The sequence below is a fragment of the Rhodobacter sp. TJ_12 genome (assembly GCF_020023995.1).
GTDB lineage: Bacteria > Pseudomonadota > Alphaproteobacteria > Rhodobacterales > Rhodobacteraceae > Rhodobacter.
Genome location: NZ_NRRD01000012.1, coordinates 40,735 through 66,835, shown reverse-complemented (window position 1 = coordinate 66,835; position 26,101 = coordinate 40,735). Strand labels below are relative to the sequence as shown.

23 protein-coding genes are annotated in these 26,101 nt (G+C 63.3%); 11 read left to right on the top strand and 12 right to left on the bottom strand.

Annotation, left to right across the window (positions count from 1 at the left end; all coding sequences use genetic code 11):
• Positions 1–3: 3 nt before the first annotated feature.
• Positions 4–1,188, bottom strand: coding sequence for a M24 family metallopeptidase (locus tag CKO11_RS10340; protein ID WP_223637859.1), 1,185 nt, complete (start codon positions 1,186–1,188; stop codon positions 4–6).
• A gap of 244 nt (positions 1,189–1,432) precedes the next feature.
• Here CKO11_RS10340 and eutB point away from each other — a divergent pair, with 244 nt between their 5' ends.
• The 5 genes from eutB to CKO11_RS10315 all read left to right on the top strand — a co-directional run bounded on the left by eutB (position 1,433) and on the right by CKO11_RS10315 (position 6,923).
• A complete protein-coding gene (eutB, locus tag CKO11_RS10335) occupies positions 1,433–2,431 on the top strand; it encodes a hydroxyectoine utilization dehydratase EutB (RefSeq protein WP_223637857.1) in 999 nt (332 codons plus the stop codon).
• Positions 2,424–3,413, top strand: a complete 990-nt coding sequence (locus tag CKO11_RS10330) for a cyclodeaminase (protein ID WP_223637854.1) — start codon at positions 2,424–2,426, stop codon at positions 3,411–3,413. The genes eutB and CKO11_RS10330 overlap by 8 nt, the downstream gene beginning before the upstream one ends.
• A gap of 12 nt (positions 3,414–3,425) precedes the next feature.
• A complete protein-coding gene (locus tag CKO11_RS10325; protein ID WP_223637929.1) occupies positions 3,426–3,908 on the top strand; it encodes an Lrp/AsnC family transcriptional regulator in 483 nt (160 codons plus the stop codon).
• A 112-nt stretch (positions 3,909–4,020) separates the two neighbouring features.
• Complete coding sequence (locus tag CKO11_RS10320) at positions 4,021–5,496, top strand: NAD-dependent succinate-semialdehyde dehydrogenase (protein WP_223637851.1); 1,476 nt, start codon at positions 4,021–4,023, stop codon at positions 5,494–5,496.
• A 56-nt stretch (positions 5,497–5,552) separates the two neighbouring features.
• Positions 5,553–6,923 (top strand): aspartate aminotransferase family protein, encoded by a 1,371-nt coding sequence (locus tag CKO11_RS10315; RefSeq protein WP_223637848.1) that lies wholly within the window; start codon positions 5,553–5,555, stop codon positions 6,921–6,923.
• Positions 6,924–7,016: 93 nt separating this feature from the next.
• Here CKO11_RS10315 and CKO11_RS10310 read toward each other — a convergent pair whose 3' ends face one another.
• On the bottom strand, positions 7,017–8,861 hold the full coding sequence (locus tag CKO11_RS10310) for an ABCB family ABC transporter ATP-binding protein/permease (RefSeq protein ID WP_223637846.1): 1,845 nt from the start codon (positions 8,859–8,861) through the stop codon (positions 7,017–7,019).
• Between the two features lie 159 nt (positions 8,862–9,020).
• Positions 9,021–10,514 (bottom strand): LysM peptidoglycan-binding domain-containing protein, encoded by a 1,494-nt coding sequence (locus tag CKO11_RS10305; protein ID WP_223637844.1) that lies wholly within the window; start codon positions 10,512–10,514, stop codon positions 9,021–9,023.
• Between the two features lie 117 nt (positions 10,515–10,631).
• Between CKO11_RS10305 and CKO11_RS10300 the strand changes: the two genes are divergently transcribed.
• Positions 10,632–11,207: a TIGR00730 family Rossman fold protein gene (locus CKO11_RS10300; RefSeq protein ID WP_223637843.1), complete on the top strand. Its 576-nt coding sequence runs from the start codon at positions 10,632–10,634 to the stop codon at positions 11,205–11,207.
• A gap of 41 nt (positions 11,208–11,248) precedes the next feature.
• Here the strand turns inward: CKO11_RS10300 and rarD are convergent, their stop codons facing one another.
• The gene (gene rarD / locus CKO11_RS10295) at positions 11,249–12,133 is read right to left on the bottom strand and encodes an EamA family transporter RarD (RefSeq protein ID WP_223637841.1); all 885 of its coding nucleotides are present in this window, start codon (positions 12,131–12,133) and stop codon (positions 11,249–11,251) included.
• A 209-nt stretch (positions 12,134–12,342) separates the two neighbouring features.
• On the opposite strand from rarD, the gene CKO11_RS10290 reads away from it, so the two are divergent.
• Complete coding sequence (locus CKO11_RS10290) at positions 12,343–13,707, top strand: tryptophanase (RefSeq protein WP_223637840.1); 1,365 nt, start codon at positions 12,343–12,345, stop codon at positions 13,705–13,707.
• 94 nt (positions 13,708–13,801) lie between these two features.
• Here the strand turns inward: CKO11_RS10290 and CKO11_RS10285 are convergent, their stop codons facing one another.
• From CKO11_RS10285 to CKO11_RS10260, 6 genes are all read right to left on the bottom strand, one after another.
• Complete coding sequence (locus tag CKO11_RS10285) at positions 13,802–14,401, bottom strand: superoxide dismutase (protein WP_223637838.1); 600 nt, start codon at positions 14,399–14,401, stop codon at positions 13,802–13,804.
• A gap of 111 nt (positions 14,402–14,512) precedes the next feature.
• Entirely contained in the window at positions 14,513–14,692 is a 180-nt protein-coding gene (locus tag CKO11_RS10280; RefSeq protein ID WP_223637836.1) for a hypothetical protein, read from the bottom strand.
• 181 nt (positions 14,693–14,873) lie between these two features.
• Positions 14,874–15,425 carry a sarcosine oxidase subunit gamma gene (locus CKO11_RS10275; RefSeq protein WP_223637834.1) on the bottom strand — a complete coding sequence of 184 codons (552 nt, stop codon included), beginning with the start codon at positions 15,423–15,425 and terminating at the stop codon, positions 14,874–14,876.
• Positions 15,418–18,372 carry a sarcosine oxidase subunit alpha family protein gene (locus CKO11_RS10270; RefSeq protein WP_223637830.1) on the bottom strand — a complete coding sequence of 985 codons (2,955 nt, stop codon included), beginning with the start codon at positions 18,370–18,372 and terminating at the stop codon, positions 15,418–15,420. Before CKO11_RS10270 ends, CKO11_RS10275 begins: the two co-directional genes overlap by 8 nt.
• Positions 18,369–18,692, bottom strand: a complete 324-nt coding sequence (locus CKO11_RS10265; RefSeq protein ID WP_223637827.1) for a sarcosine oxidase subunit delta — start codon at positions 18,690–18,692, stop codon at positions 18,369–18,371. The genes CKO11_RS10270 and CKO11_RS10265 overlap by 4 nt, the downstream gene beginning before the upstream one ends.
• A gap of 78 nt (positions 18,693–18,770) precedes the next feature.
• Positions 18,771–20,015: a sarcosine oxidase subunit beta family protein gene (locus CKO11_RS10260; protein ID WP_223637824.1), complete on the bottom strand. Its 1,245-nt coding sequence runs from the start codon at positions 20,013–20,015 to the stop codon at positions 18,771–18,773.
• A gap of 214 nt (positions 20,016–20,229) precedes the next feature.
• Between CKO11_RS10260 and ccmI the strand changes: the two genes are divergently transcribed.
• The 3 genes from ccmI to CKO11_RS10245 are packed head-to-tail and all read left to right on the top strand — an operon-like array spanning position 20,230 to position 22,476.
• Positions 20,230–21,774, top strand: a complete 1,545-nt coding sequence (gene ccmI / locus CKO11_RS10255; protein WP_223637821.1) for a c-type cytochrome biogenesis protein CcmI — start codon at positions 20,230–20,232, stop codon at positions 21,772–21,774.
• On the top strand, positions 21,771–22,256 hold the full coding sequence (gene ruvX, locus CKO11_RS10250; protein WP_223637818.1) for a Holliday junction resolvase RuvX: 486 nt from the start codon (positions 21,771–21,773) through the stop codon (positions 22,254–22,256). The genes ccmI and ruvX overlap by 4 nt, the downstream gene beginning before the upstream one ends.
• Positions 22,246–22,476: a DUF1289 domain-containing protein gene (locus tag CKO11_RS10245; RefSeq protein WP_223637815.1), complete on the top strand. Its 231-nt coding sequence runs from the start codon at positions 22,246–22,248 to the stop codon at positions 22,474–22,476. Before ruvX ends, CKO11_RS10245 begins: the two co-directional genes overlap by 11 nt.
• A gap of 6 nt (positions 22,477–22,482) precedes the next feature.
• Here CKO11_RS10245 and CKO11_RS10240 read toward each other — a convergent pair whose 3' ends face one another.
• Together CKO11_RS10240 and CKO11_RS10235 are read right to left on the bottom strand one after the other, a co-directional pair.
• Entirely contained in the window at positions 22,483–24,006 is a 1,524-nt protein-coding gene (locus CKO11_RS10240; protein WP_223637812.1) for a hypothetical protein, read from the bottom strand.
• Between the two features lie 140 nt (positions 24,007–24,146).
• A complete protein-coding gene (locus tag CKO11_RS10235; protein WP_223637801.1) occupies positions 24,147–24,926 on the bottom strand; it encodes an SDR family oxidoreductase in 780 nt (259 codons plus the stop codon).
• Positions 24,927–25,087: 161 nt separating this feature from the next.
• Between CKO11_RS10235 and CKO11_RS10230 the strand changes: the two genes are divergently transcribed.
• Positions 25,088–26,083 carry a Hint domain-containing protein gene (locus CKO11_RS10230; protein ID WP_223637798.1) on the top strand — a complete coding sequence of 332 codons (996 nt, stop codon included), beginning with the start codon at positions 25,088–25,090 and terminating at the stop codon, positions 26,081–26,083.
• Positions 26,084–26,101 lie beyond the last annotated feature (18 nt).

Here is a 26,101-nt window from a genome sequence, read left to right as displayed (position 1 = left end):
GGATCAGTCTTTCACGAACAGCTTGCGCGGCACATTGCACAGCGGTTCGGCCGGGCCATCTTCGCGGATCAAGATCGTCTCGGTCGTTTCCATGCCCCAGCCATCCATCCACAGCCCCGGCATGAAATGGAAGGTCATGCCCGGTTCCAGCACCGTTTCATCGAAGGCGCGCAGCGATACGGTATGTTCGCCCCAATCGGGCGGATAGGACAGCCCCACCGCATAGCCGCAGCGGTTTTGCCGCTCGATCCCGACCTTGAGCATTTCAGCATCCAACGCGCGGGCAATATCGCAAGCCCGGTTGCCGGGCCGCGCCACCTCGATCCCGGCATTCAGCCCCTCGGTCAGCGCCTCGGCGGCGTCGATCATGAAGCCCGGCGGTTTGCCCAAAAAGATCGTGCGGCACAGCGGCGCGTGATAGCGCCGATAACAGCCCGATTGTTCGACAAAGGTCGCCTCGCCCTTTTTCAGCGCCTCGCCATTCCATGTCAGATGCGGCGCAGAGGCATCTTCGCCCGAGGGCAACAGCGGCACGATGGCCGGGTAATCGCCCCAACTGTCATCTTCGCCCTGCACCGAGGTCTTGAACAATTCCCCCACCAGATCGTGCTTGCGCATCCCCGGCTCGGCCAATTCCATCGCGCGTTCGATCACCAATTCGGAAATTCGCGCCGCGCGACGCATGAAGGCCAATTCTTCCGAAGATTTAATCAACCGGTTCCAGTTCACCAGCGTGCTGGCATCGACCAGTTCCGCCTCGGGCAGCCCCTCGGCCAGCTTCGCATAGGCGCGCGCGGTGAAATAATAGGTTTCCATCTCGACGCCGATGCGCTTGTGCCCATAGCCCATGATGCGCAGATGCGAGGCCAGATCCTCCATCGGGTGAATATCGGGGGCCTGAATGTAGCGATCCGCGTAATAGATGATCTGCTCATGCTCCATCCAAACGGTGCGCTTGGCGCCATTGGCGTCTTGCATCCGCCCCCACCAGATCGGATCGCCCTCCATCGTCAAGATCACGCCTTGGTGCACGTAAAAGGACCAGCCGTCATAGCCGGTCAGCCAATTCTGGTTCGACGGATTGGTGACAAACAGCACATCGATCCCGGCCTCGGCCATCGCGTCACGGGTCAAACGAATGCGCCGATCATATTCGGCATGGGTGAAGGGGGCGTTTTCGATCGGCATGGTCTCTCTCGCGTCTTGTGCACAACCTGCGCTGCTACCAGCGGAACACTGTCCAATAACGCCTTTAAAGGGGGAGTTAATTTCGGTGACCGCCTTGACACCGAAGTGAGTCACTTGGTGTTGTATACATCAGTTGGGCGTCGCGCGCACAACGTCAACCGAAATCAACCGGAGGCCCCGTGCAAGCCGATCTGCCCCCCCGCGCTGCTGCGAACTTCATCACCGCGCCGTGCAAGGCGCGCAGATGAGTGTCGCGCTGACCGATATTTTCGCGGCGGCACAGGTGCTGCGCGGGCAGGCCGATGCGACGCCGCTGATCCCCTCGGCGCTGGCGCCTCGCCTGGGCGGGGCGCTGTGGCTCAAGCTGGAAACCTGCCAGCCAATCGGCGCCTTCAAGCTGCGCGGGGCGATGAGTGCGCTTGCCACTCTGCCCAAAACCACGCCCGGCGTCGTTTGTTGTTCCACCGGCAATCACGGGCGCGGGGTCGCCTATGCGGCAGCCGCGCGCGGGCTGCGGGCGGTGATCTGCATGTCGGAGCTTGTGCCGCAGGCGAAAGTCGATGGCATTCGCGCGCTTGGGGCCGAGGTGCGGATCGCGGGCCGCTCGCAAGATGCGGCGCAGCGCGCCGCGCAGGCCCTTGCCGCGACCGAGGGCTTGGTGGAAATTTCGCCCTTCGACGATCCGCAGGTGATCGCCGGGCAAGGCACCATCGCGCTGGAAATGCTGGCCGCGCGGCCCGCTCTGGACACGCTGTTGATCCCGCTTTCGGGCGGCGGGTTGGCGGCGGGCATGGCGGTGGCCGCGCGCGCGATTTCCCCCAACATTCGGCTGATTGGTGTCAGCATGGATCGCGGCGCGGCGATGCAGGCCTCTTTGCAGGCGGGCCACCCGGTCGAGGTGACCGAAGTGGAAAGCCTTGCCGATAGTCTGGGCGGCGGCATCGGGCTGCAAAACCGGCTGTCCTTTCCGCTGTGCCGCGATTTGCTGGATGCGGTGGTTCTGGTCACCGAGGCCGAAATTTATGCCGCGATGCAGGCCCTTTATCACGAAGACCGGCTGATTGCCGAGGGCGCCTCGGTCGTGGGGATCGCGGCGCTTATGGCGGGCAAGGTCGCGCCCAGCGCGCAGATGGGCACCGTCATCACCGGGCGCAATATGGATATGGCGCAATTCACCAAGGTGATTTCGGGCCAAGACATCGCCTTGGGCGAGATCACCGTGAAAGGGCAGCGCTATGGCTGATATCCGCATCCTGACAGAGGCCGAGTTGCGCCGCCTGATCGCGCTGGACCCTGACACCGTCGATGTGATCGAGGCCGGCTTTCGCGCGCTGGCCGAGGGCGGCGTGGTGATGCCGCCGGTCTTGTCGATGGCGATAGAAGCCCATCACGGCGAGGTGGATGTGAAAACCGCCTATGTGCCGGGGTTCGCGGGCTTCGCGCTAAAGGTTTCGCCCGGTTTTTTCGACAATCCCAAGATCGGGCTGCCCTCGCTGAATGGGTTGATGATCTTGCTCTCGGCGCAAACCGGGCTGGTGCAGGCGGTGTTCTTGGACAATGGCTATCTGACCGATCTGCGCACCGCTGCGGCGGGCGCGGTCGCGGCGCGCCATCTGGCCCCGGCCACGGTCGAAACGGCGGGGGTGATCGGCACCGGGGTGCAGGCGCGGCTGCAACTGCAAGCGGCGCATCTGGTGCGCCCGTTTCAACGCGCGTTGGTCTGGGGGCGCGATGCGCAAAAAGCCGCGGCCTGCGCAAAAGACATTGCCGCAGCGACCGGGGCCGATGTCACCGTGGCGCCGGATATTGCCACGCTGATGGCGCAAAGCCAGTTGGTCGTGACCACCACCCCCGCCACGACGCCATTGATCACCGCAGAGATGCTGCATCCGAGGCTGCATATCACCGCCATGGGCGCCGATCAGGCGGGCAAAACCGAAATCACCCCACACGCGCTTCAGGCCGCCGGGCTTTATGTTTGCGACCGGGTCAGCCAATGCGCGCTTATGGGCGAATTACGCGGCGCGCATGCGCTGGGGCTGATGGCAGACACGCCGCCCGAATTGGGCCAGATCATCGCCGGACAGCTGCCGGGGCGGCACGAGCCCGCCCAGATCACGATCTGCGATCTGACCGGGACCGGCGTGCAAGACACCGCGATCGCCTGCCATGTGGCGCAAAAGCTGGCCCAATCGGGGGATGCAGGCACGGTCATTTCCGCGTAAGCCTAGGGGATGATCAAACTCGATGCCCGCGATTTCGATATTTTGCGCGTTTTGGCGCAAGAGGGGCGGATTTCCAAATCCGCCTTGGCCGAGAAAATCGGCCTGTCGCCCACCCCGGCTTGGGAGCGGCTGAAAAAGCTGGAAGCCGCCGGGCTGATCGAGGGCTATCGCGCCGAGATCAACCTGCGCAAGCTGGGCCCCTCGGTCACCGTGTTCGTGGCGGCGGAACTGGCCGATCACACGCAAGCCTCGTTTCGCACCTTCGAAGCCTCGCTGCAGGCGCATGACGAAATCACCGGCTGCTGGGCCTTGGGGGGCGGCTTCGACTATCTGTTGCAGATCGTCACCCGCGATATCGACGCCTATCAACGGCTGATCGACACGCTTTTGGATGCGCGGATCGGGATCGCGCGGTATTTCACCTATATCGTGACGAAGCAGGTCAAGGGCGGCGGCCCGCCGCCGCTGGGCCTGTTTGCGGAGATGATCGACTAGTCCGATCGGACTGCGCAGGCGGAAATTATGGTCCGCTTTGCCGCCCTGCCCCGCTCCTTTGGTCTCTCTTTCTGCGCAGGCTTGGCATCCTGATGGGGAAAGGAGGCCCGTCATGCTTGATACTGCCATCTCTGCCCGCCCCGAGATCGAGGACAAGCGCCTGTTGCGCGGCTTTGCCTATATCAACGGCCGATGGACCTCTGGGGAAAATGGCGAAAGCTTCGCCGTCACCGATCCGGCAACCGGCGCGCATCTGGGCGATGTCGCCGCGCTAAGCGCCGCACAGGCGCAAAACAGCGTGACCGCGGCGCAGGCGGCCTTTCCCTCTTGGGCGGCGCTGTTGCCGCAAGACCGCGCTGCGCTGTTGCGCCGCTGGTGCACGCTGGTGATGGAGGCGAAAGAAGATCTGGCCCGGATCATGGTGCTGGAACAGGGCAAGCCGCTGTCTGAGGCGCGCGGGGAAATCGATTATGCCGCCTCGTTTCTGGATTTTTATGCCGAAGAGGCGAAACGCCCCAATATCGAGGGCGTCACCTCGCATCTGCCGGATGCGGAAATGGAATTGTGGTATGAGCCAATGGGGGTGGTCGCGCTGATCACGCCATGGAATTTCCCCGCCGCAATGCTGACACGCAAGGCAGCGGCGGCTTTGGCGGCGGGCTGCACGGTGGTGGCCCATCCGGCACAGGAAACGCCCTATTCGGCGCTGGCCTTGGCGGAATTGGCTGAACGCGCGGGCCTGCCGGCGGGGGTGTTCAATGTGGTAACGGGCCATGCGCCCACCATTGTCAAACCCTGGACCGAAGATGCCCGGGTGCGCGCACTGTCTTTCACCGGCTCAACCGAAATCGGGCGGCTGCTTTACGGCCAATGCGCGGGCACGGTGAAAAAGCTGGTGCTGGAACTGGGCGGCCATGCGCCGGTGATCGTCTTCAAGGGCGCCGATCTGGACCGCGCCGTGGCGGAAACGATGAAGGCGAAATTTGCCACCTCCGGGCAAGATTGTCTGGGCGCGAACCGGATTTACATTGAACGCCCGGTCTACAGTGCCTTTTGCGAGAAATTCATCGCCGCCACACAGGCGCTGACGCTGGGCGCGGGGATGAAAGACCCCGATATCGGTCCGCTGATGAATGCGGCCGCCATCGCCAAGCAAGAGGCCCATGTGGCCGACGCGCTGCACAAGGGGGCGACGCTGGCCTGTGGCGGCGCCGTGTCGCCGCTGGGGCCGCTCTTTTACCAGCCCACGGTGCTGACCGATGTGCCCGATAGCGCGCAAATCATGCACGAAGAAACTTTTGGCCCGGTCGCGCCGCTGACCCCCTTTGACACCGAAGACGAGGTCGTGGCGCGCGCGAATGCCTCTGAGTACGGCCTTGTCGCCTATGTCCATTCGCAAGATCCGCGCCGCATCTACCGGCTGTCGCGCGCGCTGCAATATGGGATGGTCGCGGTGAACCGTACCAAGGTCACCGGCGCGCCGATCCCCTTTGGCGGGGTCAAGCAATCGGGCCTTGGCCGCGAGGGCGCCCGGATGGGCATGCAGGAATTCATGGAGGTGAAATACATCTGCCGTGACTGGGCCTAAGGCCCGCCCGAACCGATACAAACGAAAATCCGACATAAGCCGCAAAGGAAAAGATGATGCTGACCAATGACCAGCTTTCGCAATGGGACCGCGAAAATTTCTTTCACCCCTCCACCCATCTGGCCCAGCATGCCCGGGGCGAGGCGCCCGGCCGGGTGATCAAGACCGCGCATCGGGTGCATATCGTGGACCGGGACGGCACCGAATTGCTGGATGCTTTTGCCGGGCTTTACTGTGTGAACGTGGGCTATGGGCGCCATGAAATTGCCGATGCGATTGCCGAACAGGCACGCGAATTGGCCTATTACCATGCCTATGTCGGGCATGGCAGCGAGGCTGCGATCACCTTGGCCAAAATGGTGCTGGACCGCGCGCCCGATCACATGTCCAAGGTCTATTTCGGCCTGTCGGGGTCTGATGCGAATGAAACCAACATCAAGCTGATCTGGTATTACAACAATATTCTGGGCCGCCCCGAGAAGAAGAAGATCATCTCGCGCTGGCGCGGCTATCACGGCTCGGGGTTGATGACGGGCTCGCTGACCGGGCTGGAACTGTTTCACAAGAAGTTCGACCTGCCGCTGGCGCAGGTGGTGCATACCGAAGCGCCCTATTATTTCCGCCGGCCCGATCTGGACATGTCCGAAGAAGCATTTGTCGACCATTGCGTCGCCAAGCTCGAAGAGCTGATCGAACGCGAAGGCGCCGACACGATCGCCGCCTTTATCGGCGAGCCGGTTCTGGGCACCGGCGGGCTGGTGCCGCCGCCTGCGGGCTATTGGGCGGCGATCCAGAAGGTTCTCGACAAGCACGATATCTTGCTGATCGCCGATGAGGTGGTGACCGGCTTTGGCCGTCTGGGCACGATGTTCGGCTCTGAACACTACGGGATGAAGCCCGATCTGATCACCATCGCCAAGGGGCTGACCTCGGCCTATGCCCCGCTTTCGGGCTCTATCGTGTCGGACAAGATGTGGAAGGTGCTGGAACAGGGCACCGATGAAAACGGCCCGATCGGGCATGGCTGGACCTATTCCGCCCATCCGATTGGCGCGGCGGCCGGTGTGGCGAACCTGAAACTGCTTGATGAACTGGCGCTGATCCAGAATGCGGGCACGGTCGGGGCCTATTTCAAATCCGCGATGCAGGCGGCCTTGGGCGATCACCCCCATGTCGGCGACATTCGCGGCGAGGGGATGCTATGCGCGGTGGAATTCGTCAAAGACCGCGACAGCCGCACCTTCTTCGACCCCAGTGACAAGATCGGCTATGGCCTCGCCGGGGCGCTTTTGTCCAATGGGGTGATCGGGCGGGCGATGCCGCAAGGCGATATCTTGGGCTTTGCGCCGCCCTTCTGCCTGACCCAACAGGATGCCGATGTGGTGGTGGACGCCACGGTAAAAGCGGTGAAAGCGGTGCTGGGCTAAGTCCCGCCGCGAAGCCCCCGCGCGAGGCCCCCTGAAACGACAACGGCGCGCCTTTTGGCGCGCCGCATCATTTGGGCCAAACGCGCCCGGATATTATTCGGCGGCTTCCGCCTCGGCCTCTTCTTCGGCCTTTTGCACCGCCCACATGCCCGCATAGCGCCCGCCGCGCGAAAGCAGCTCTTCATGCGTGCCCTCTTCGACGATCACGCCTTTTTCCAGCACCACAATCCGGTCGGCATCGACAATGGTGGAAAGCCGGTGCGCAATCACAATCACCGTGCGGCCCCGCTCCATCGCATCAAGGCTTTCTTGGATGTCGCGTTCGGTCTGGGTATCCAGCGCCGAGGTCGCCTCGTCCAGAAGCAAGATCGGCGGGTCTTTGAGCAGCGTCCGCGCAATGCCCACGCGCTGCTTTTCCCCGCCCGACAGCTTCAAGCCGCGCTCGCCCACTTGGGTGTCATAGCCCTCGGGCAGGCTCATCACAAAATCATGGATCTTGGCCTTTTTCGCGGCGGCCTCGATCTCGTCTTGCGTGGCCTCGGCCTTCCCATAGGCGATGTTGTAGCGGATCGTATCGTTGAACAGCACCGTGTCTTGCGGCACCACGCCAATCGCCTCATGCAGGCTTTCTTGGGTGACCGCGCGCAGATCCTGCCCGTCAATCGTGATCGCCCCGCCCGTCACCTCATAAAAGCGAAACATCAGCCGCCCGATGGTGGATTTGCCCGAGCCCGAGGGGCCAACCAGCGCCACCTTTTGCCCCGCGCCGACCGGCAGCGTCACCCCTTTGAGGATCGGACGATCCGGGTAATAGGCGAAATCAACATTGTCGAAACGGATTTCCCCGCCTGTCACCTGAAGCGGCTTCGCATCCGGCGCGTCTTGAATTTCGGCGGGTTGATGTAGCAGATCGAACATCTCGCCCATATCCACCAGAGCTTGGCGAATTTCACGATACACCGTGCCCAAGAACCCAAGCGGCATGGTGATCTGGATCATATAGGCCTGCACCATGACGAAATCGCCCACGGTGAGCGTGCCCGCCTGCACCTCCAGCCCCGCCATCACCATCACCGCCACAAGGCCCGTGGTGATGATCAGCGCTTGACCCGCGTTGAGCGCGGCAAGGCTTTGGCCGGTTTTCACCGCCGCCTGTTCGTAATGGTGCATCGAGGCGTCATAGCGCGCGGCCTCGCGCTTTTCGGCCCCGAAATACTTCACCGTTTCAAAGTTCAACAGGCTGTCGATCGCCTTTTGGTTGGCGTCGCTATCAGCCTCGTTCATCTTTTTGCGGATCGCCACGCGCCATTCGGTGATCCGGAACGTGTAGGTGACATAGGTCCAGATCGTGCCGACCACGACCAGCGCATAGCGCCAATCAAACAAGAAGGCGAAGATCAGCGTAACCAGCGTCAGTTCCAAAATCAGGGGCCCGACGGAAAACAGCATGAAGCGCAACAGAAAATCGACGCCCTTCACCCCGCGTTCGACAATGCGCGACAGCCCCCCGGTTTTGCGGGTGATGTGGTAGCGCAGCGACAGCGCATGGATGTGCTGAAAGGTTTCGAGCGCCAATTGCCGCAACGCACGCTGCGCCACGCGCACAAAGACCGCATCGCGCAATTCGCCAAAACCGACCGACATCAGCCGCGCCACGCCATAGGCAACCGTCAGCGCAATCGCGCCCAGCGGCAGCAGCCACGCGTCACTAGTGGCCTCGCCCGCCAGCACATCGACGGCAGCCTTGTAAAGAAACGGCGTGCCCACCGCGACCAGCTTGGCCAAGATCAAAAAGCCCATTGCAATCAGAACGCGCTTTTTCACCCAGTCATGTTCGGCGGGCCACAGATAGGGCGCGACAGAGCGGATCGTGCGCCAACCGCGCGCGCGCTCGGATTTGTCCATCTTGCCAGCCTGCGTGATTTGAGAGGGCGGCATCTGCCCCTCCTTCCGAAACAGCTTTAAGGGAGTCGGGGCATGCGGCCCCTTTGCCGGGCAACCTAAAAGCCGTGGCGGGATTGTCCAGTGCCAAGTAGGCGCGCGCAGCCCCGGCACGCTGTTTGCCGGGTGCCGCGTCGCGCGTGCCGCAAGGCGCGGTTAGCGCGGCAGGGCAAAGACCTGACCGGGGTAAATGCGGTCCGGGTCGCGGATCTGATCGCGGTTCGCCTCAAAGATGCGCACATAAAGGAAGGGGTCACCGTAAGTCTCGCGGGCAATTGCCCAAAGCGTGTTGCCCGGTGCAATCGTGACCGCACGGGTGCGCGGCACGGTCCCCGCGTTCGGGGGGGCCGCCCCCCCCGGCGCCGCCTGCGCTGCAACATCGGGCGCGACCGTTTCCGCCGCGGGGGCGGGTTGGTTCGGCCCCTGCGGCGCGGCGGTGTCCTGCTTGGCACGTTCCGCTTCGGCGGCGGCACGCGCGGCGGCCTGCAAATCCGGCGCGGCCACGCCTTCAAACCCCTGTTCGGCGCGCGCCAGCACCTTGCCCGCCGCATCCAGCGCATCGACCCGCAACAGATGGTGGCCCGGCCCCACGGCGGGCAGCCGCATCGACCAATCGCCATGATCGCCCGCCTGTATCAGCCCGGCCTCGGCCGTATCGAGATAGGCACGCAAAAGCGCCCCTTTGGGCGCGCCGCGCCCCGACAGCGTGATTGTGCCATCGGGCGCAAAGGCAAGCGTATCGATTACCAGCCTGCCCGCCTGCCCGGCCAAAACCCGTGCCGCGCCGGTGCCCGCCTCCATCACCAAGGGCTTTTCGGCCAGCACCTGCGCCGCCTCGACCGCATCGGCCACGGTTTCCGGGGCCGCCCCTTGCGCGGTGGCGGCTTGCGCCAGCGCCAACGGGCTGGGCGCCACGGTCAAGCTTTCCTTGGCCAAACGGGCCGTGCCATCGGCCCCGGTGACGCGCAATTGCAGCCCGCGCGGCGCGGCAGAGGGCGCAATATCGGCCAGCGCGGCAAAAGCCCCCTGCGCATTGGCCGTGACCTGCGCGATCACCGCGCCGTCCAGCAGCAGGTCCACCGTGGCCCCGGGCGCAACCTGCCCCGCCAAGGTCAGCGCCCCCTCGGGGGTGACGCGCAAGGCATCATAGCGCACGACGGGCGCGGTCGTTGCAGGCGCGCTTCTGTCCGGTGCCTTGGTTTCAGGCGCGGTTGTTTCGGGGGCGGGCGTTTCAGACACCGTGGGTTCGGCCGCCTTGGCTTCTTTTGCCGTGGTCTCTGGGGCGGTCGTTTCCGGCGCAGCGGCAACTGGTGCCTTGGGGTCGGGGCCCGTCATCGCCGGGGCGGTGCCTTCGGATGCCGAATTTTCTCGGCCAACCGCGCGCGGGGCGGGTTCGGGCGTCACGGCGGGGCGCGCCGCCTCGGGGCGATCCCCCTGTGACGCTGGCTTTGGCACCGCAACCGGGGCCGGCTCACCCTGTGGCACTGGTGCCGTCATGCCTTCAGCGGGGGCTTCCGGCTTCGGCGCCGCGTCCGGCACGGGGGCGGGCGGCGCTGACCACAGCGCCCACCACGCATAGCCCGCCACTGCCAGCGCCAAGGCGGCCCCGCCGCCCAGCACCACCGCGCCCCGATTTCCGCCTTCGGCCATCTTGTTTATCCTTGCCTTGCCCAGCCGGTCCGCGCCGCTTGAGTGCGCCCATCTGACCCGGTATCAAGGGCGAAAGCAACTCCCGCCAAACCCAATTTCCGCCAGAAGGACCGACCGATGAGCGCTTCGAGCCCCGCCGCCCCCCCTGCCCGTTCGGTCTGCGTTTTCTGCGGCTCGCGCCATGGTGCCCGGCCCGCCTATGCCGAGGATGCACGCGCCATCGGGCAGATGCTGGCGGCGCGCAACTGGCGGCTGGTTTACGGCGCGGGCGATGTGGGCCTGATGGGCGAGGTCGCGCGCGCCGCGCAAGAAGCGGGGGCTGAAACCTTTGGCGTGATCCCCGAACATCTGTTTCGCCTCGAAGTGGGCAAGCGCGATCTGAACACCTTTATCGTCACCGAAAACATGCATGAACGCAAAAAGGTCATGCATATGAATTCCGATGCGGTGGTGGTGATGCCGGGCGGCGCGGGCAGTCTGGATGAATTTTACGAGGTGCTGACCTGGCGCCAGATCGGGCTGCATGAAAAGCCGATCTTTTTGTTGAACACCGCAGGCTATTGGGACCCTCTGATCGCGCTGAATGCCCATGTGGTGACCGAGGGTTTTGCCAGCGCCAGCCTTTTGGACATGGTGCAGGTGATCGATACGGTCGCGGAACTGGAAACCGCGCTCGACACGGCCTTTAGCTAAGCGCGTCTTGCAAAGGGTGTGTGGGGCTGCGGCCCCGGCTCTTACCCTTTGCGGCGCAGGCTGGCGGCGGAATAAAGCGCCAAGGCCCCCCAGATCAGCGGGAAGGCAACCGCATGGGCGGCGGTGAACGGCTCGGCAAAAAGCGCCACCGCGACGACAAATTGCAGCGTCGGGTTGAGATATTGCACCAGCCCCAGCGTCGCCATCCGCACACGCCGCGCCGCATAGGAAAACAGCATCAAAGGCCCACCCGTCATTACCCCCGAAAAGGCCAGCATCGCGGAATGGGCCAGATCGCGGCCAAAGGCGCCCGAGCCGGGCATCTGCCCAAACCAGCCGTAATGTTTGGCGGCAAGCCAGGCAATCGCCAAGGGCGCCAAGATCACCACCTCGGCCAAAACCGACACGACCGGGGCTACATCGAGCCGCTTCTTGACCAACCCGTAAAGACCAAAGGTCGTGGCCAGCAAAAGCGCGATCCAAGGGGCCGCGCCCAAGGCCCATGTCAAATAGCCCACCGCCGCTGCGGCCAGCGCCACGGCAAAGCCCTGCGCGCGCCCCATCCGTTCGCCAAAGACCGCCATGCCCAAGGCCACCGCGACCAGCGGGAAGATGTAATAGCCAAGGCTCGCCTCGACCGCATGGCCGTTTTGCACCGACCAAATAAAGCCAAACCAGTTGATGGAAATGACCGTGGCGGAAAGCGCCAGAAAGTGCAGGTTGCGCCCGCGCAGCGCCGCCAACAGCACCGCGCCACGGCCCTGCACCGCGACCACCGCACCTAAAAAGAGGGCCGACCACAAGGTGCGATGCGCCAAAACCTCGGCGGGGGGCACTTCGGAAAGCGCCTTGTAATAGATGCCCGACAGCCCCCAGACCACGCAGGCCGCGACAATCGCCCAAAAGCCTTTCGTGGTCTCTTGCATCTTTTTCTCCTGCGTCCAACGCTTAAGACCTTGCCCGCGCGGCGCCGTCAAGCGCGACTTGACCAAAGCCGCGCCGGGTGGCATTTTCCGCCCCGCAACCCCTTTGGGCGCTGAGCGCGGTCCGGCTATATCCGGGCAACCGCGGCGCTTCGGCCCCATCGTGCGACGGTTGCCACGAATCTGACGGGGTCGATTTCAGGAGCCCCGTGATGAAAACGATCATCGAACCTTTCCGCATCAAATCGGTTGAGCCGATCCGCCTGACCTCGCGCCCCGAACGCGAACGCAAGCTTGCCGAGGTTGGCTATAACCTGTTTGGTCTGCCCTCTGACGATGTGCTGATTGACCTGCTGACCGATTCCGGCACGGGGGCCATGTCTTCGCATCAATGGGCGGCGGTGATGCGCGGCGATGAAAGCTATGCCGGCTCGCCCAGTTTTACCCGCTTTGAGGCGGCGGTTAAGAATCTGATGCCGTTCAAACATGTGATCCCCACCCACCAAGGCCGTGCGGCGGAAGCGATCTTGTTTTCGATCTTTGGGGGCGCGGGCAAATGCATCCCGTCGAACACCCATTTCGACACCACGCGCGGCAATATCGAGGCGTCGGGCGCGCAGGGCGATGACCTTGTGATTGCCGAGGGCAAAGACCCGCAAAGCCTGCACCCGTTCAAAGGCAATATGGATCTGGCAAAGCTCGAAGCTTACCTGCAAGAGCATGGCGATGCCGTGCCGGTGGTGATGCTGACGATCACCAATAATGCGGGGGGCGGCCAACCGGTCAGCCTTGAAAACATTCGCGGCGTGGCGGCGCTGGCGCATCGCTTTGGCAAGCCCTTCGTGATTGATGGCTGCCGTTTTGCCGAAAACGCGTGGTTCATCAAAGAGCGCGAAGAAGGCCAGCAAGAGCGCACCATCCCCGAGATCGTGCGCGATTGCTTTGCCGTGGCCGATGGCATGACGATGTCGGCCAAGAAAGACGCGTTTGGCAATATCGGCGGCTGGCTGGCGCTGAATGACGACGATTTGGCCGAGCAGGCGCGCGGGCATCTGATCCGCACCGAAGGGTTTCCGACCTATGGCGGTCTGGCCGGGCGCGATTTGGATGCACTGGCGCAGGGTCTGAGCGAGATCGTCGAAGAAGATTATCTGCGCTACCGCATCCGCACGAACGAATACATCGTGGAACGGCTCGATGCGATGGGCATTCCGGTGGTGAAACCGGCGGGCGGGCATGCGGTCTTTATCGATGCGCGCGCCTGGCTGAGCCATATCCCGCCGCTGGAATACCCCGGTCAGGCTTTGGCCGTGGCGCTTTATGAAATCGCGGGCATCCGGTCGTGCGAGATTGGCACCGCGATGTTTGGCCGCCAGCCCGACGGGTCGGAAAAGCCCGCCGCGATGGATTTGGTGCGCCTTGCCTTTCCGCGCCGCACCTATACGCAAAGCCATGCCGATTACATCGTCGAAGCCTTTGAAGAGGTGGCAGCCGCGAAAGACAGCCTGCGCGGCTATAAGATCGTGAAAGAGCCGAAGCTGATGCGCCACTTCACCTGCCGGTTCGCAAAGCTTTGAGCGCGGTAACCGGGCCAAGGTTAACATCGCTACACAAAATAAAACCGGCCCCGCTTGGGGCCGGTTTCGTCTTTCCGGAGGGTATTCAAAGGCCTCAGAGACGCGAGGCGACGTTTTCCCAGTTCACCAGCTTGTCGAGGAAGTTCGACAGATACGCCGGGCGCTTGTTGCGGAAGTCGATGTAGTAGCTGTGTTCCCACACATCGCAGCCAAGCAAAGCGGTTTGGCCAAAGCACAGCGGGTTCACGCCGTTTTCGGTTTTGGTGACTTTCAGTGCGCCATCGGTGTCTTTCACCAGCCACGCCCAGCCCGAGCCGAATTGCGCGGCACCGGCGGCGGCGAATTCTTCCTTGAATTTGTCAACCGAGCCGAAGCTTTCGACCAGCGCCTTTTCCAGCTCGCTCGGCATCACCTTGCCGCCCGGCCCCATCATTTCCCAAAACTGGGCGTGGTTCCAATGCTGCGAGGCGTTGTTGAAGATGCCCGATTGCGCCACGGCGCCCGAGACATAGGTGCCTTTGACGATCTCTTCGACCGATTTGCCTTCCCATTCGGTGCCCGCGATCAGCTTGTTGCCATTGTCGACATAGGCCTTGTGGTGCAGGTCGTGGTGGTATTCGAGCGTTTCCGCCGACATGCCAAGACCGGCCAGAGCATCATGGGCATAGGGAAGATCGGGAAGTTCAAAAGCCATTGGTTTCATCCTTTTTTCGTGTCTGTTGCGACTAAAAGAAGCACCAAAAGCGCCGAGGTCAAGGGTATGCGGCGGATAAATTGTGCACAGTCCTTTGACCTTAGGCGCACATCAACCGATCGTGTCGTCTGTGGTCTTGCGCGCGGCCGCGGCGGCCTTCATGCGGGCCAAAAGATCGGCCTTGTCCGCGCCCTTGCCAAAGGGGTTCTTGGCAGACCCTTTGGCATTATGCTCGGCGTGACGCGGCGCATTTTGGCCCGGCTTCACACCGCCCGATTTCGAATAATCCATGAAGCGGCCCTTTCCCGCAGGCGTGATCTTTGCCCTTTCTATCACAGAGGCGGCGGCAAAGAAAAAGGGGGATGGCCAGAATTAAAAAGGCGCCAAGGGGGCCCTTCTCGGTCCAACGCCCGCCCCCTGCTGGGGCCGGGCGTCCAACAAGCGGACGGGGGGCCCGCGCCCCCTGCCCGGGTTAGTAAATCTCGCCGCCTTTGCGCGAAGAGACTTCCAGCAAGCCCATCATATACCCGGCGACCGAACGGAAGCAGATCACGCTCAGTTCTTGCGGACCCGAGCGCCAGACGGCAGCCGCCACTTGCGCCGCGCGCGAGCGGCGCATCTCGCCCGCTTCAAGGGTTTCAAAGTCGATGGGGCAAAGCTTCATCAGCACTTCATCGCCTTTGGCGCCTGAAACGGTGAACATCGCGCGGGCATCCGACACATTGGTGACCAGCGCATGGTCCTTGGCCAGAGCTTTTTCCAGATCGGCGGTGACCTGTGCGGCCTCTTCATAGCCGCACAGAACCAACAGCTCGTCCGGGCTCATCCACGCCACCGAGCGGGCGCCTTCGGTCACGATGGCGCGTTGCGCGGGCACCGTCAGGCCAAGCGCCTTGAGTGCCTTGGCCAAGGCCTTGGAGCTCAGATCGGCGCGCAGCGAAACCATGCCCTTCAGCCCCGCCTCGGTGACAGTGGCAAAGCCGGTGTGGGATTGCCCGTTCAGTGCAGAAACGGCCTTAGACATCGGCTTTCTCCCCTGCTTTGTCGTAGAATACCGGATCGACGATCCGCGCTTGCAGCACCACGCCATTGTCGGCGGGGAAATCAAGCACCTCGCCCATCCGCTCCGGCCCGTGTTTCACCAGACCCATCGCAATGCCCTTTTTCAAGGTGGGCGAGTAATAGGTCGAGGTCACGCGGCCTTGCACGTTGCGCTGGTTGTTCTCGTTCACGCCTTCATCGACGGCATAGACCCCATCGGGCAGCACCGTGCCATCAAGCGTTTCCAGCCCCACCAGTTTCCAGCGATCCGGATCGGCCATATGGGTGCGCATTTGCGCGCGCTTGCCAAGGAAGTCTTCCTTCTTCTTGGAAATCGCCCAGCCAAGGTTGAGGTCTTGCGGGATCACCGTGCCATCGGTTTCGTCGCCGATCATGATGAAGCCCTTTTCGGCCCGCATCACGTGCAAAGCTTCGGTGCCATAGGGCATCACGCCGAATTCCGCGCCCGCTTCGTGCAGTTTTTCCCAAAGCGCCAGCCCCATATTCGCGGGGACCGCGATTTCATAGGACAACTCGCCCGAGAACGAGATGCGATAGACACGCACCGGGAAGCCCGCCAGCTCGCCGTCCTTGAAGGTCATGAAGGGCATGCCCTCTTTCGAGACATCCATGCCGCCCAGCTTTTCAAGCAGCTTGCGCGCCTTGGGGCCGACCACGGCGATTTGGGCATATTGCTCGGTCAGGTTGGCGGTATAGACCTTCCAATCCCACCATTCGCATTGCAGCCAATCTTCCATATGGCCGTGAATGTGATCGGCACCGCCCGAGGTGGTGTGGCACAGCCAAGTGTCTTCGGCCAAACGCACGACAACACCATCGTCGATCAGGAAGCCGTTGTCCGAGCACATCAGACCGTAGCGGCATTTGCCCACCGGCAGGGTCGACATCATGTTGGTATACATCATGTCGAGGAACTTGCCGGCATCGGGGCCCTTGACCACGATCTTACCCAGCGTCGAGGCATCAAGCAGACCCACATTGGTGCGGGTGTTGACGATCTCGCGGTTGACGCTGTCGCGGTGCCCTTCGCCCTTGCGGGGATAGGTATAGGGGCGACGCCACAGGCCGACCGGTTCCCAATGCACGCCATGGGCTTCGTGCCAGCCATGCATCGGCGTTTTGCGCAACGGCTGGAAGATGTCACCGCGCGCCTCGCCCGTCACCGCGCCGAAGGAAATCGGCGTATAGGGCGGGCGGAAGGTGGTGGTGCCGGTTTGCGGAATGGCTTGGCCCAACGCATCCGACAAGATCGCCAGACCGTTGATATTGCTTAGCTTACCTTGGTCGGTGGCCATGCCCAGCGTGGTGTAACGCTTGGTATGTTCGACCGAGGCATAGCCTTCGCGGGCCGCCAGTTGCACGTCCGAAACCTTCACGTCGTTTTGGTAATCAAGGAAGGCTTTGAACTTCAGATCATTGCCAGCCTTGGCGGGCATGATCCAAACCGGGGTGATCGGGTTTTCCTCTTCCGCGCCACCGGCCACGCCCGCCTCGGCGCAAAGCGCGCTTAGCGTCAGCGCGCCATTGGCTGCGCCCACCACTTCGGCAATCGGCTGGCCCTTGTCGCCCACCGGCGGACGGGCCGGGTCGGGGCGGAACATCGCGCCCGCCTCATCCCACATCACCTTGCCGCCAGAATGCGAATACAGGTGCACGACCGGCGACCAGCCGCCCGACATCGCCACACAATCGCAGCCCAGAACCTCCAGCACGCTGCCGGTGCTGTCTTGGTGGCAGATTTCCACCGCGACGACGCCCGACTTGCCGCGCACTTTCGACACGGCATGGCCTTCAAGAACGCGCACGCCGCGCGCCTTCACAGCTTCGACCAACGGGCCATGCGCCCATTCGCGCGCATCCAGCACGGCGACGACCTTCATCCCCGCATCCAGCGCGCACAGCGCAGTGCGATAGGCGTCGTCGTTGTTCGTCACAACGACGATTTCCTTGCCCGGGCTGACGGCCCAGTTGACGATGTAATCGCGCACCGCCGAGGCCAGCATCACGCCCGGCACATCGTTGCCCGCAAAGGCGAGCGGACGTTCGATCGCGCCCGAGGCCACTTTCGTCAGGCCCGCGCGGACCCGCCACAGACGATGCCGGGGGCGGCCTTCGTCGGGGACGTGATCGCCCACACGTTCGTAAAGGATGGCATAGCCATGGTCATGCAGCCCCGCCACCATGGTGCGGGTCATCAGACGAACATTGTCCATCTTGCCAAGGGCTTCGAGGGTTTTCTTCACCCAAGCCTCGGGCGCCATCCCCTCGATCTCGCCGCCATCGACGGGCGCACGCCCGCCCCAATGCGCGGTTTGTTCGGCCACCAGAACGCGCTTGCCCTCTGCCGCCGCTTTCAGCGCGGCCATCAGCCCCGCCACGCCACCGCCCGCGACCAAAACATCGCAATAGGCATAGGCTTGTTCGTAACGATCGGCATCGGCTTTGGTCGGCGCCGCGCCCAGACCGGCGGCTTGACGCACCACCGGTTCGAACACCTTATGCCACGCCCAGGTGGAGAGCATGAATGTCTTGTAATAAAAGCCCGCCGGCAGCATCCGATAGGCGTAATCGTTGATCGCGCCCACATCGAAGGCCAGCGTCGGCCAGTGGTTCTGGCTCGACGCCACCGCCCCGTCAAACAGCTCGGTCGTGGTGGCGCGCTGATCGGGTTCCAGCCGGTCGCCCTTGCCAAGGTTCACCAGCACGTTCGGCTCTTCCACGCCCGAGGCGACAAGCCCGCGCGCGCGGTGATATTTGAACGAGCGGCCCAACAGCGACTTGCCCGCCCCCAAAAGCGCCGAGGCCAGCGTGTCGCCCGCATAGCCCTTGTAACGGGTGTGGTTAAAGGTGAAGGTCACTTCTTTCGAGCGGTCAATCAGACGGCCGCCCGTTTGCAGACGTTGGCTCATTTGTAGCCCTCCCAACCGGGGCGTTTTTCTTTGATCTTGGCGATCAGCTCGGCGGGGGGTTCGGTCGTTTGCGCCGGATAGGAGCCAAAGACCTCAAGCGTGGCGGTGCAGCGCGCGGTCAAGAACCACTTGCCGCAGCCATAGGCATGGCGCCAACGTTCGAAATGCACGCCCTTGGGGTTTTTGCGGGCGAACATATAGGTTTCAAACTCTTCGTCGGTGGAGCCGGGGCCGAAGCGTTTCAGATGCGCCTCGCCGCCGGGGGCCAGTTCGGTCTCCTCGACGGTCACGCCGCAACAGGGGCAGGTGAGTGTCAGCATATCAGCGGGCCTTCTTGATGACGCGCGCCGGGGTTTGCGCCCCGACAAAAGGGAAGGAAATCAGCGTGTGGCGGGGCATCAATGCGCCACCCCGGCGGCCACGCTTTCGTCGATGAACCGGCCTTCTTTGAAGCGGTCGAGGCCGAAATCGGCCGCCAAGGGCGAATAGTCCTTAGCCACCAGTTCCGCCATCGCATAGCCCGAGCCGGGGATCGCCTTGAACCCGCCGGTGCCCCAGCCGCAGTTGACATAGATGCCGCCCACCGGGGTTTTCGACAGGATCGGCGAGCGGTCGCCGGTCATATCCACGATGCCGCCCCATTGGCGCAACATTTTCAGCCGCGAAATCACCGGGAAGGTTTCGACCAAGGCACGGGTCGTTTGTTCGACATGGTGCCACGAGCCGCGTTGCGTATAGTTGTTGAACCCGTCGGTGCCGCCGCCGATGACCAATTCGCCCTTGTCGGATTGCGACATGTAGCCGTGCACCAAGTTCGCCATCACGACGACGTCGATGGTCGGTTTGATCGGCTCCGACACCCAAGCTTGCAGCGCAGCGGATTCGATCGGCAGACGGAAGCCCGCCATCTCGGCCAGCACGCTCGAATGGCCCGCAACGACCATGGCAAGTTTCGAACAATCGATCTCGCCCTTGGTGGTGTTCACGCCCACGACCTTGCCGCGCGCGGTGCGCACGCCGGTCACTTCGCAGTTTTGGATGATATCCATGCCCATGGCCGAGCATTTACGCGCATAGCCCCAAGCCACCGCATCGTGGCGCGCGGTGCCGCCGCGTTCTTGGTAAAGCGCGCCCAAAACCGGATAGCGCGGCCCCTCGATGTTCAGGATCGGCACAAGGTCTTTCACTTCGCCCGGCGTGATCCAGCGGGTTTCCACGCCTTGCAGGTTGTTGGCATAGACGGTGCGTTTGTAGCCGCGCACCTCATGTTCGGATTGCGCCAGCATCAGCAGGCCGCGCGGGCTGAACATGACGTTGTAGTTGAGATCCGCGCTCAGCCCCTCGTAAAGCGAACGCGCCTTTTCATAGATCGCCGCCGAGGGATCTTGCAGATAGTTCGAGCGGATGATCGTGGTGTTGCGACCCGTGTTGCCGCCGCCCAGCCAGCCCTTTTCGATCACCGCCACATTGGTGATGCCATGCACTTTGCCAAGGTAATAGGCCGTGGCAAGACCATGCCCACCGGCGCCCACGACGATCACGTCATAGCGCTTCTTGGGCTCGGGCGAGGCCCAGGCCTTTTCCCATCCGGCATGGTAGCGCAGCGCCTCGCGCGCCACGGCGAAGATCGAATAACGTCTCATCGGCCCTCTCTGGGTTGGGAAGCGGTGCGAGTCTGCCGCCGCCTTTAGTCTAGATGACGCGAGGCGGTTTTCGATAGCCCCCCTCAAGCGGCATCCGAAGGAAAAAAGCGACATGGCCGCGAAAGCGGCGCACACGAGGCTGTGAGCAAGGCGCGCTAAGGCCTTTCTGGAACCGTTTTAACCGGCTAAGGGAAAGGCGGAGAGAGGAGACTTCATGCTGTTCTGGATCATCTGCGCCACGCTTGTGGCCGCCATCGCCTTTGCCCTTGCGATCACGCTGTTGCGTCCGCGCGGGGCCGAAGTGCCTGCCGCGGTGCAGGACATGCAAGTCTATCGCACGCAACTGGCCGAGGTTGAAAAAGATCTGGCCGCAGGCGTGCTGTCGCCCGAAGAGGCCAGCCGCGCAAAAATCGAAATTTCGCGCCGCCTGCTAGAGGCCGACCGCGCCGTGCAAACCGCGCAGGCCCAGGCCAGCGGGCAAGCCCCGCGCGGGCTGACCGTGGCGATGGCCGCCGGGGTGGTGGCGATGCTGGCCGGGGCGTTTTTCCTGTATGACCGGATCGGCGCGAATGGTCTGCCCGATGCGCCGATGGCCAAGCGGATCGCAGCGGCCAATGAAAGCTATACAAACCGCCCCAGCCAAGAAGAGGCCGAGAAAATGGCGCTGGCCGCGCGCGGCCCGGTGCCCGACATTCCACAAGAATACCAAGAGCTTATGGATCGTTTGCGGCAAGCGGTGCAAGCCCGGCCCAACGATATTCGCGGGCTCGATCTTTTGGCCGTGAATGAAATGAACATGGGCAATTATCGCGCCGGTTGGGAGGCACAGCGCCGGATCATCGCCCTGAAGGGCGCGGCGGCGACCGCCGAAGATTATGCACGGTTGGGCGAATTTCTGTTCGTCGCCGCCGGGCAGCAATTGGTCACCGCCGAAGCCGAGGCGGCCTTTGCCACCGCGCTGGAAAAAGACCGGACCAATCCGCAAGCGCTGTTTTATCTGGGGCTGATGATGGGGCAAAACCAACGCCCCGACCGTGCGTTCCGGCTGTGGGATGCGGCTTTGCGCGTTTCCGCCCCCGAAGACCCTTGGGTGCCGATCATCGTGCAAAATATCGATGCGCTTGCCTGGCTTGCGGGCGAAGATGACTATACCGCGCCAATGCCGGTGCCGCGCGGACCCAGTGCCGAAGATTTGGCCGCCGCCGCAGATATGAGCCCGGCGGATCGCGCGCAAATGGTGCGCGGGATGGTCGCGGCGCTGAATGCCCGGATGGCCAATGAGGGCGGCACGATTGACGATTGGGAAAAGCTGATTTCCTCGCTGCGTCTGCTTGGCGAAGCCGAACGGGCGGAGGCCATCGCAGGCGAAGCGCGCGAGAAATTCGCCAACCGTCCCGACGATCTGGAGCGGATCGAGGCTGCCGCCGCCACACCCTTGGGCGAGACCGTGGAACAAGCGGCCCCCGCCGCCCCGATGATGCCCGGCCCGAGCGCCGAACAAGTGCAAGCCGCAGGCGAGATGAGCGTCGCAGATCGCCAAGCGATGATCGAAGGCATGGTGGAACGTTTGGTGACGCGGCTTAAGGACGAGGGCGGCAGCGTGGACGAATGGACCCGCGCGATTGGCGCGCTGTCCACCATCGGCAAAATGGATGAAGCGCAAAAGATGCTGGAAAAGGCCCGCGCCACCTTTGCCGAAGATACGCAAGCGCTTGCCGCGCTTGACGCCGCCGCCAAAGCTGCCGGGGTGGCCCAATGATCTGCGCCAGCATCGAAGACTTCGCCACCGCCCTGCCTTGCATCGGGGCCGTGGCGGGGCTCGATCTGGGCACCAAGACTTTGGGGGTTTCGATCTCGGACGGGCTGCGCTCAATCTCTACGCCCTTGCGCACGATCCGGCGGCAGAAATTCACGCTTGATGCCGCGGAATTGCTCAAGATCGTGGCCGAGCGCGAGATTGTCGGGCTGGTGCTGGGCCTGCCGATGAATATGGACGGATCAGAGGGGCCGCGCGCGCAATCCACCCGCGCCTTTGCCCGCAATCTGGAAAAGCTCACGCCCCTGCCGATTGGCTTTTGGGATGAGCGTTTGTCGACCGTCGCCGCCGAACGCGCGATGTTGGAGGCGGATTTATCGCGCAAACGGCGCGCCGAATTGGTGGACCATGTGGCGGCGGGCTTTATCTTGCAAGGGGCGCTTGACCGGCTTGGGCACCTTCGGAGGCAGGATAATGACGGATGAGGTCTGGAAACGCGACGAGATCGAAAGCCCCTGTGTGAAGCTGTGCCAGATCCACCGCGAGGAACGGATCTGCATCGGCTGCTACCGCAGCTTGGACGAAATCGGCCAATGGTCGGTGCTGTCGCCCGAAGACCGCCGCAAGATCATGGCAGAGCTGCCCGCGCGCGCCACACGGCTGAAAAAACGCCGGGGCGGACGCGCGGCGCGCCAGGCCGAATAAGGCCGCTCAACCGCCCGGCACGATCTGATAAAGATCGAAACTGTGGCCCAAACGGCCCGAATGCACCTTATCGCCAAGCTGTGCTTTGGGCGCGGGGCCCTGATAGGTTTCAAGCATCAAGGCGTTGAAATCCCAATCGGCAAAATGGCTTGCCCCGATCTGGGCCAGATAGTCGCCCAGCCGATCGGCCCCAATTGCCTCTTTCGCCGCGTGGTTCACCACCCCGTCAAGGTTCACGACACGAATCTGCTTTTGTGCATAAGGGGCACTGCCAGCCCACCACCCCAAGGCGCCCGATTGCATCGCCACCAAAACGGCCTGTGCGGGAAGCGCTTGCAGAACCGGCTGCACCTGTCGGCTATAGCCGCGATCTGCGCGCAGGGGCATCGGGTCAGACAGCGCGCGCAAGTGGGTCAGGGCCGTGGCCGTCAGCAGCACCGCCGCCAGCGCAAGCGCCGCCACGGCCCGCGGCGGCTTGCCCCTCACTTGGGCGGCAAAGCCCAAGACCAGCAAGATCGCCGCAAACAGCAAGACCGGATTCAGGTACCGATCAAAGAACCAAAAGGCCGGCAGATACAGCAGGTAAAAGCCGATATAGAGCAGACCTGAAAGGGCCAGCACACCACAAAGCGTAATCTTGCGGGCCCGCCACATCTGCACCAATCCCATCAGCAAGCTGCCAAGCACCAGCAAGATACCAATGAGCATTGCACCGTGCGACAGCAGCGCCCCCAGCGCGAGACCGAGCGGGGGCAGCACATCGCGCAGACCCAGATTTTCAATATCTGCATGAAAGGCCACGATCTGGCGCACAGCCGCCCCGCTTTCGGGAACGGGGGCGCCAAAGCGCAGGCAATAAAGCACCCAAGGCAGCACAACCACTGCGGCCACCAGCGCCACCAAGGCCGTGCGCAACACCCCCAGCCGCGACAGGCCCCAAAGCCCGGCAGGCAGCAACAAAAGCACGCTGTCAATCCGCGCCAACAGCGCCGCCCCCGCAACGCCGCCAATGACGGCGGCACGCATAAATGACCCGCGCCCATCCGTGCCCTGCACCAGCCAAAGCACCCAAAGCATCAACGCCGCCGCAAGAGAGGTTTCAAGCCCGTTGAGCGCATTGCCAGACAGGCCGGGCGAAAGCGCGACACAGGCCGCCGTCACAAGGCCCGGCCCAAGGGCCCGACTTTCCCGCGCGACAAGCATCCCCGCCAAGGCCGCACTCAGCGCGCCAAAAATAGCCGAAACGGACACCGCCCCAAGCACCAGCGCCTTCGGGTCCGAAAACAGCAAAAACAGCGGCAGTTCAAACAGCACGATCAGCGGCTGCAGACCAGAGGTTTGAATGATGCCATCCGTGCTAAGCCCCCGGCCTTCGAACAGGTTGCGCGCGATCGACAGCGTGTAATAGGTATCATCGGGCAGAAAGCGCCCATCGATCTGCGCAAAGCCAAGCCGCAGATAGGCGATGCTCAGCGCAAGCGACAAAAGCGCGCCAAAAGCCCCAACGAAAACAATCTGAGCAGGTTTCATACCGAAATCGCCTGTAAAAACCGGGTTTTCTTCGGTTTGACGGGCGATCGTGGAGTTTTCAAGACAAAGACGCGGCCCGTTCAAGACCGCGTCCAACATCTGTGCAAAGCGCGCCGCGCGGCCAGGCCGCGATCTGGGGCTTACAGCGTCTGGTTCGCCGCGCCGCCATCGACCAAGATATTTTGCCCCACGATATAGCCCGCCTGCGCCGAGCATAAAAACGCGCAGATCGCGCCGAAATCGGCGGGCGATCCATAGCGCCCCGCCGGGATCGTGGCGGCGCGTTTGGCGGCAGCCGCTTCAAGGCTGATGCCTTCGGCTTTCGCCACCGGGCCATCAAGCGTCACCATCCGGTCGGTCGCGTGAATGCCGGGCAACAGGTTGTTCACCGTCACGCCCGAGCCGGCCACCTGCCGGGCCATCCCCGCGACAAAGCCCGTCAGCCCGGTGCGCGCGGTATTCGACAGCCCCAGTTGGGCGATTGGTGCCTTGACCGCCGCCGAGGTGATATTGACCACCCGGCCCCAGCCGCGGTCCTGCATGCCGGGCACCAGCGCCTGCATCAGTGCGATGGGGGCCAGCATATTCGCCTCGATCGCGGCCAGAAAATCGGCATGATGCCACTCGGTCCAAACGCCCGCAGGCGGGCCACCCGCGTTATTGACCAAGATATCCACCGCCGCCGCGACCTCCAACACCTTGGTGCGGCCCTCCACGGTGGTGATATCTGCCGCCACCGGCGTGACCGGGACGCCATGCGCCGCGGCAAGCTCGGCAGCGGTCTGTTCCAGCGCCTCGGCCCCGCGCGCATTCAGCACAATCTCTGCCCCTGCGGCCGCCAAAGCCTCGGCGCAGCCGCGCCCAAGCCCCTTGGACCCCGCGCAGACCAGCGCCCGTTTGCCACTCAATCCCAGATCCATCATCGCCTCCTTGCTTACGCCCAAGCTAACCTGCCCCGCGCCGCCGTCCAGCCCCAAAGCCTTGCGGGGCGCGGGTTTGTCTTGACCTATGGGCACCCGCCCCTTAACCGACACAGGATAGATCCCGCGATTAACGCACCGCCTGATGTGCTGGAGCCCCGATGACGTCCACGCCCCACCTGCCGCCGCAGGTCGTCCATGTCTATGAGGCAGACCTGATCTGGGTCACCTCGGGGGCCAATCATGGCGATGGGCTGGATGTGGCCGCGCTCAGCCAGCCGGGCGATGTGTATCAACTGGACCGCGAGGCCAAACCGCTGCGGCTTTTGCTGTCGGCGGACCCGGAGGCGGGGCAGATCATCTGCCCGGGCTCAGAGGTGGGCCAAGCGGGCGATCACATTCGCTTGGCCGCGCGGCATGTGATGATCACGCCCGAGGGCGATACGGTCGATATCTTGCTGATCCACCTAGAGGAAGCGCAGCAGTTTTTCGCCCTGCCGCTGTCCCCGATCATCCCGCGGGTGGATTATACCCTGCTTGAGGCGACCGATGATCCGGGCAATGTGCGGCTGTCTGACCTTGTCTGCATTGCCTTTACCACCGGCACGCTGATCACCATGGCGGGCGGCGCGCAGCGCCCGATTGAAACGCTCACCCCGGGCGAGCGGGTGCTGACCCGCGACAACGGCCCGCAACCGGTGCGGCTTGTGGCCAAAACCACGCTTCGCGCTTTGGGCAGCTTTGCGCCGGTGGTGATTTCGGCGGGCACGTTGGGCAATGAAAGCGATCTGGTCGTCGCCCCGCATCACCGGGTGTTTCTGTATCGGCGCGGCGAGCGGCGGCTGGGCGATACCGCCGAAATTTTGGTGCAGGCAAAACACCTTGTCGATGGCGAGCATGTCTGGCGGCGCGAGGGCGGCTATGTCGATTACTATGCGCTGGTCTTTGACCATCACGAGATCGTCTATGCCGAGGGTGTGCCGGTGGAAAGCCTGCAGGTGAGCGAGGCGACGCTGAGCCTGATGCCCGAAGAGCTGACCGCCGAAATCCGCGCCCGCCTGCCCGATCTGACCCACACGCCCCATTTTGGCACCGAGGCAGGCAAAGACCTGCTGGATATGGTGGGCCGCGAGGCGCTGTTTCGCAAAAAAGACTAGGGGCGGGCGTTAGAGCCA

What these genes read in the sequence shown, in the direction of transcription:
- CKO11_RS10315 (WP_223637848.1), top strand. Translation starts at nt 5,553, where the DNA reads ATGCTGACCAATGACCAGCTTTCGCAATGGGACCGCGAAAATTTCTTT.
- CKO11_RS10290 (WP_223637840.1), top strand. Translation starts at nt 12,343, where the DNA reads ATGAAAACGATCATCGAACCTTTCCGCATCAAATCGGTTGAGCCGATC.
- eutB (WP_223637857.1), top strand. Translation starts at nt 1,433, where the DNA reads ATGAGTGTCGCGCTGACCGATATTTTCGCGGCGGCACAGGTGCTGCGC.
- CKO11_RS10265 (WP_223637827.1), bottom strand. Translation starts at nt 18,692, where the DNA reads ATGCTGACACTCACCTGCCCCTGTTGCGGCGTGACCGTCGAGGAGACC.
- CKO11_RS10240 (WP_223637812.1), bottom strand. Translation starts at nt 24,006, where the DNA reads ATGAAACCTGCTCAGATTGTTTTCGTTGGGGCTTTTGGCGCGCTTTTG.
- CKO11_RS10275 (WP_223637834.1), bottom strand. Translation starts at nt 15,425, where the DNA reads ATGTCTAAGGCCGTTTCTGCACTGAACGGGCAATCCCACACCGGCTTT.
- CKO11_RS10235 (WP_223637801.1), bottom strand. Translation starts at nt 24,926, where the DNA reads ATGGATCTGGGATTGAGTGGCAAACGGGCGCTGGTCTGCGCGGGGTCC.
- CKO11_RS10230 (WP_223637798.1), top strand. Translation starts at nt 25,088, where the DNA reads ATGACGTCCACGCCCCACCTGCCGCCGCAGGTCGTCCATGTCTATGAG.
- ruvX (WP_223637818.1), top strand. Translation starts at nt 21,771, where the DNA reads ATGATCTGCGCCAGCATCGAAGACTTCGCCACCGCCCTGCCTTGCATC.
- CKO11_RS10305 (WP_223637844.1), bottom strand. Translation starts at nt 10,514, where the DNA reads ATGGCCGAAGGCGGAAATCGGGGCGCGGTGGTGCTGGGCGGCGGGGCC.
- CKO11_RS10285 (WP_223637838.1), bottom strand. Translation starts at nt 14,401, where the DNA reads ATGGCTTTTGAACTTCCCGATCTTCCCTATGCCCATGATGCTCTGGCC.
- rarD (WP_223637841.1), bottom strand. Translation starts at nt 12,133, where the DNA reads ATGCAAGAGACCACGAAAGGCTTTTGGGCGATTGTCGCGGCCTGCGTG.
- CKO11_RS10310 (WP_223637846.1), bottom strand. Translation starts at nt 8,861, where the DNA reads ATGCCGCCCTCTCAAATCACGCAGGCTGGCAAGATGGACAAATCCGAG.
- CKO11_RS10260 (WP_223637824.1), bottom strand. Translation starts at nt 20,015, where the DNA reads ATGAGACGTTATTCGATCTTCGCCGTGGCGCGCGAGGCGCTGCGCTAC.
- CKO11_RS10300 (WP_223637843.1), top strand. Translation starts at nt 10,632, where the DNA reads ATGAGCGCTTCGAGCCCCGCCGCCCCCCCTGCCCGTTCGGTCTGCGTT.
- CKO11_RS10280 (WP_223637836.1), bottom strand. Translation starts at nt 14,692, where the DNA reads ATGGATTATTCGAAATCGGGCGGTGTGAAGCCGGGCCAAAATGCGCCG.
- CKO11_RS10340 (WP_223637859.1), bottom strand. Translation starts at nt 1,188, where the DNA reads ATGCCGATCGAAAACGCCCCCTTCACCCATGCCGAATATGATCGGCGC.
- CKO11_RS10245 (WP_223637815.1), top strand. Translation starts at nt 22,246, where the DNA reads ATGACGGATGAGGTCTGGAAACGCGACGAGATCGAAAGCCCCTGTGTG.
- CKO11_RS10320 (WP_223637851.1), top strand. Translation starts at nt 4,021, where the DNA reads ATGCTTGATACTGCCATCTCTGCCCGCCCCGAGATCGAGGACAAGCGC.
- CKO11_RS10270 (WP_223637830.1), bottom strand. Translation starts at nt 18,372, where the DNA reads ATGAGCCAACGTCTGCAAACGGGCGGCCGTCTGATTGACCGCTCGAAA.
- ccmI (WP_223637821.1), top strand. Translation starts at nt 20,230, where the DNA reads ATGCTGTTCTGGATCATCTGCGCCACGCTTGTGGCCGCCATCGCCTTT.
- CKO11_RS10330 (WP_223637854.1), top strand. Translation starts at nt 2,424, where the DNA reads ATGGCTGATATCCGCATCCTGACAGAGGCCGAGTTGCGCCGCCTGATC.